Origin of the sequence: Promicromonospora kroppenstedtii DSM 19349, assembly GCF_000515355.1 — a bacterium.
In the GTDB taxonomy this organism is placed as follows: domain Bacteria; phylum Actinomycetota; class Actinomycetes; order Actinomycetales; family Cellulomonadaceae; genus Promicromonospora; species Promicromonospora kroppenstedtii.
Genome location: NZ_KI911583.1, coordinates 6,609 through 10,303, shown reverse-complemented (window position 1 = coordinate 10,303; position 3,695 = coordinate 6,609). Strand labels below are relative to the sequence as shown.

The 3,695-nt window shown below is 71.2% G+C and carries 5 protein-coding genes; all 5 read right to left on the bottom strand.

The window, feature by feature from the left end:
* A partial coding sequence (locus PROKR_RS02525) for a cytochrome P450 family protein (RefSeq protein ID WP_051432611.1) occupies positions 1–926 on the bottom strand: 926 nt, incomplete at its 3' end.
* The gene (locus PROKR_RS02520) at positions 923–1,453 is read right to left on the bottom strand and encodes a GTP-binding protein (RefSeq protein ID WP_245605669.1); all 531 of its coding nucleotides are present in this window, start codon (positions 1,451–1,453) and stop codon (positions 923–925) included. The genes PROKR_RS02520 and PROKR_RS02525, both read right to left, overlap by 4 nt.
* Before the next feature lie 61 nt (positions 1,454–1,514).
* Positions 1,515–1,868: a DUF742 domain-containing protein gene (locus PROKR_RS02515; RefSeq protein ID WP_020017549.1), complete on the bottom strand. Its 354-nt coding sequence runs from the start codon at positions 1,866–1,868 to the stop codon at positions 1,515–1,517.
* Positions 1,869–1,981: 113 nt separating this feature from the next.
* Complete coding sequence (locus PROKR_RS02510; RefSeq protein ID WP_020017550.1) at positions 1,982–2,395, bottom strand: roadblock/LC7 domain-containing protein; 414 nt, start codon at positions 2,393–2,395, stop codon at positions 1,982–1,984.
* Positions 2,392–3,695, bottom strand: a 1,304-nt coding sequence (locus PROKR_RS02505) for an ATP-binding protein (protein WP_051432610.1), incomplete at its 5' end; no start/stop codon positions are given. The genes PROKR_RS02510 and PROKR_RS02505, both read right to left, overlap by 4 nt.

Genomic DNA, 3,695 nt, shown 5'->3' with positions numbered 1-3,695 from the left:
CCCAGCTCGCAGTCCTGCCGGGCGAACCGGGGCAGCACGTGCGGCGCCGGCGGGTGTCGCCGGGAGACCTCGTCGAGCGCGTCGTCGAGGTCGAGCCGGCCCCGGCGCACGCGGGCCGCGAACGCCGGGTCCGTCAGGATCATGTGCAGGGTGCTCGCGATCCAGGCGATCTCGGCGTCGTGCCCCAGGCTGAACATCACTCCGATCGAGGCCATGACCTCGACGTCGTTCGCGTGGTTCGGGTGGTTCACCAGGGCCGTGGTCAGGTCCTCGCCGGGCTCGGCCCGGTGCGTCGCCACGAGCACCGCGAGCAGCGACTCCTGCTCCCGCGCCGCCGCACGGGCCTTCTCCTTGCCCGCGTACAGGGCCTCGGTGAGCTCGTGCATCTTGTTCCCGTCGGACAGGCTCATGCCGAACAGCTCGGTCATGACCATCACGGGGACCGCCACGGCGTAGTCGCGCACCAGGTCCGCCTCACCACGGGGCATGAGGCGGTCGATGATCGCCTCGCACGTCACCGCCACGGTGCGGGCCAGCCGCTTCTCGTCGACGGAACCGAGGGCGTCGTCGAGCGGGGCGCGCAGCCGGCGCTGCTGCATCCCGTCGAGGAAGTAGGCGTTCTCCCGCGGCGCCAGGGCGGCGAACACCCCGGAGTCCGCGGGCAGGGACCGCTCCTGGACGTAGCGCCAGTTGCGCGAGTTGCGTGAGAACAGCAGCTCGTTGCGCATCACGCTGCTGGCCTCGTCGTAGCCCAGCACGAGCCAGGCGGGCACGCCGGGCTCCAGGTCCATGGGGGCCACCGGACCCCACTCGTCCCGCAGCCGCTCGTACAGCTTGTGCGGGTCACGCGCGGTCGTGATGTCCGACAGCTGCATCCGGTCCGGGATCTCCTCCAGCCGCCGATGCAGCCTGTTGGCCAACGTCACGCGTTGACCTTCTGGAAGACCGGGAAGGTCATGGCGTGCTCGACCAGCGTGATGAGGGTCAGGACGGCGGACTGCCGGTCCCGGGCGTCGCACTCCACGATGGGCGTCTCCGGCAGCAGGTCCAGCGCCGCCCGGACCCGCTCGAGCGGGTAGTCCGGCGAGTCCGGGAACTGGTTGACGACCACCGCGAACGGGATCCTGGTGCGCAGCTCGAGCTGGTCCAGCACCTCGAAGCTGTCCTCGAGGTGCCGGGTGTCGATCATGACCAGCGCGCCCACGGCGCCGTCCGCCAGACCGGACCACAGGTCCCAGAACCGGCGCTGACCCGGGGTGCCGAACAGGTAGAGCGCGATGTCCTCGGTCACGGTGATGCGGCCGAAGTCCATCGCGACCGTCGTCGTGTCCTTGTTCGGCTGCCCCGGGTCGATGCCCACGCTCGCCGTCGTGATGCGCTCCTCGGTGCGCAGCGGGTCGATCTCGCTGACCGCGCCGATCAGCGTCGTCTTGCCCACCCCGAAGGCCCCCACGACGAGGATCTTGACCGACCGTGCGACGGTCGGTGCCAGATGCTGTCCGGGAACCGGTCGGTCAGAGCTTGCGGAGTCCATCGAGAATCTTCTCCAGGATGTCCTTGCCGGGCAGGACGTGCGCTTGGTGGTTGGAACGGATCGTCAGGTTTCCCGCGTCGACCAGGTCGGAGACCATGACCGCCACGAGACTCACGGGTAGCGCCAGGTACGCCGCCACCTCTGCCAGCGCGAGCGTGCCCTGGCACAGCTGCACGAGCTCACGCTCCAGCCGCCCCGCCGTCGAGAGCACCGGACGGCTCTCGACGGCGCGCACGAGTGTCTCCGGTCGCAACGTGTTTCGCGACGGATGCGCACGCCCCGAGGTGAGCACGTACGAGCGCACCGGGTGATCGCGGTACTCCTCGGTGTCCATCCCCTCGCCCCCTGTTGGTCGATCAGGTGTCGGTCGAGCTGGTGGTGCCTGAAACGGCCGGGCCACGGCGGGCCCGGGTACTGCTTTCCATGAAGCCGAAGCTGGTACCGGGATCAGCTGTTGATCCGGTCCGTGCCCAGCGTGCGCTCACCGATCATGAGCACCTGGGCCTGCATCTGCTGCGCAATCAGTGCCGGGTCGATCACCGTGTCCGTGATGACCGCCAGGCGGGAGCCGTCGCCGGCGCCCCGGACGAACAGGAAGCCGCCGTCGAACTCCACCATCACCTGGCGGATCGTGTCGCTGTTCCCGAACTCCCGGCTCATTCCGATCCCCAGCGCCGCTAGTCCGGCGCAAGCCGCCGCGACCTTGTCGGCCACGTCGAGCGGGGTCTGGTCGGTCCGAACCTTCATCAGCCCGTCGGAGGTGAGCACCACTACATGCCTGACCCCCCGTACACCACTGATGAGCTCGAGCATCCAGCTGTTGCCGTCGGTGCTCGTCATGCCGTCGGCCTGCGTAGTCATCGGTCCTCCGAAGTTCCGTCGGCGCCAGCCGACGGTTCGCTGCTGTCGTGTGAGTCCCCGAACCGCGCCTCGCTCGAGCTGAAGAAGGCGCCCATCCACTCGCCGGCCTCCTCGGCCGTCTGAGCGGGACCGGTGTCCTCGGTACGAGGCTCCGGCCTGGACTCGGCCCGGTCACCGGGCACGTCCACCTCTCCACGGCGGGACCGCCGCTGCGGAAGCGCAGCCGGCTCGGGGAACTCGTCATCCTCAGGGCGGGCTCGCCCAGGGCGTAGGGGCAGCTCGCCCGGGGCCTTCACGTGAGCACCGGCCACGGGCGTCTCCTCCTCGTCGTCGACCACGTCGCCGCGCACGCTGAGCGGCTCGACGGGTAGCACGGTCGCGGCGTCGGGCGCCGCGGGGGCTGGCCACTCGTCGTCCTCGGCGGGCTTCGCCGTGGGGAGCTCGGGCGCCTCCACGACGGCGGTGGCGGCGCGGCTGGAGGCCAGCGCGGCCACCCCCGTGGACGGCACGTGGGCGCTCGGCAGAGTGGCGGCCGGCGTGAGCATGCCGGACGGCACCACTGCCTCGGTGAGCTCGGCCGGGATCATGACGATCGCGCGCAGGCCGCCGTACACGGACTCGGTGACGTCCACGCGGAAGCCGTGCCGGCGGGCGTAGGTGCCGACCACGGCGAGGCCGGTCTGCGGGATCTCGCCCAGCTCGGTGATGCTGATCTCGCGCTTGCCGGAGGCGATGTCGCGCGCCTGCTCGAGCTGCTTGAGGTCGAGGCCCACGCCGCAGTCGTCGATCTCGACGACGGCACCACGTTGCACCTGGCGGAGAGCCACGAGCACCTGCGTGGTGGGCGGGGAGGACTGCGTGGCGTTGGACAGCAGCTCGGCCACGAGGTGGATGAGCGGCTCGACGATCCGAGCCGAGACGGCGACGCCGGGGTCACCCGACACCTCGACCCGGTGGAACGCCGTGATGCGGCTGGCGGCGCCCTTGACGACGTCGGGCAGCGGGAGCGGCTCGCTCCACTGCTGGCCCGGCCACTCACCGCACAGGGCCGCGAGGCTCTGCGCCTGGCGGGCCTGCTGGGCCGCCGCGTGGTCGACGCGCATGGAGGTCTGCAGGATGTCCGCGTCGGTGGGGTGGCGCTGCACCATGCGCGCCGCCTCCTCCTGGATGCGGTGCGCGGCGGCCTGGACCTTGCGGCTCAGGGCCACCACGGCCACCTGGACCGCGTCGCGCCGGGCGACCCGCTCCTCCTGGACCCGGGCGAGCATGCCGGCGGCCTCGTCGAGGCGGGCCTGCGCAC

Bases quoted from the DNA above. Each gene is read 5' to 3' on its own strand.
- PROKR_RS02515 (WP_020017549.1), bottom strand. From the start codon at position 1,868: ATGGACACCGAGGAGTACCGCGATCACCCGGTGCGCTCGTACGTGCTC.
- PROKR_RS02510 (WP_020017550.1), bottom strand. From the start codon at position 2,395: ATGACTACGCAGGCCGACGGCATGACGAGCACCGACGGCAACAGCTGG.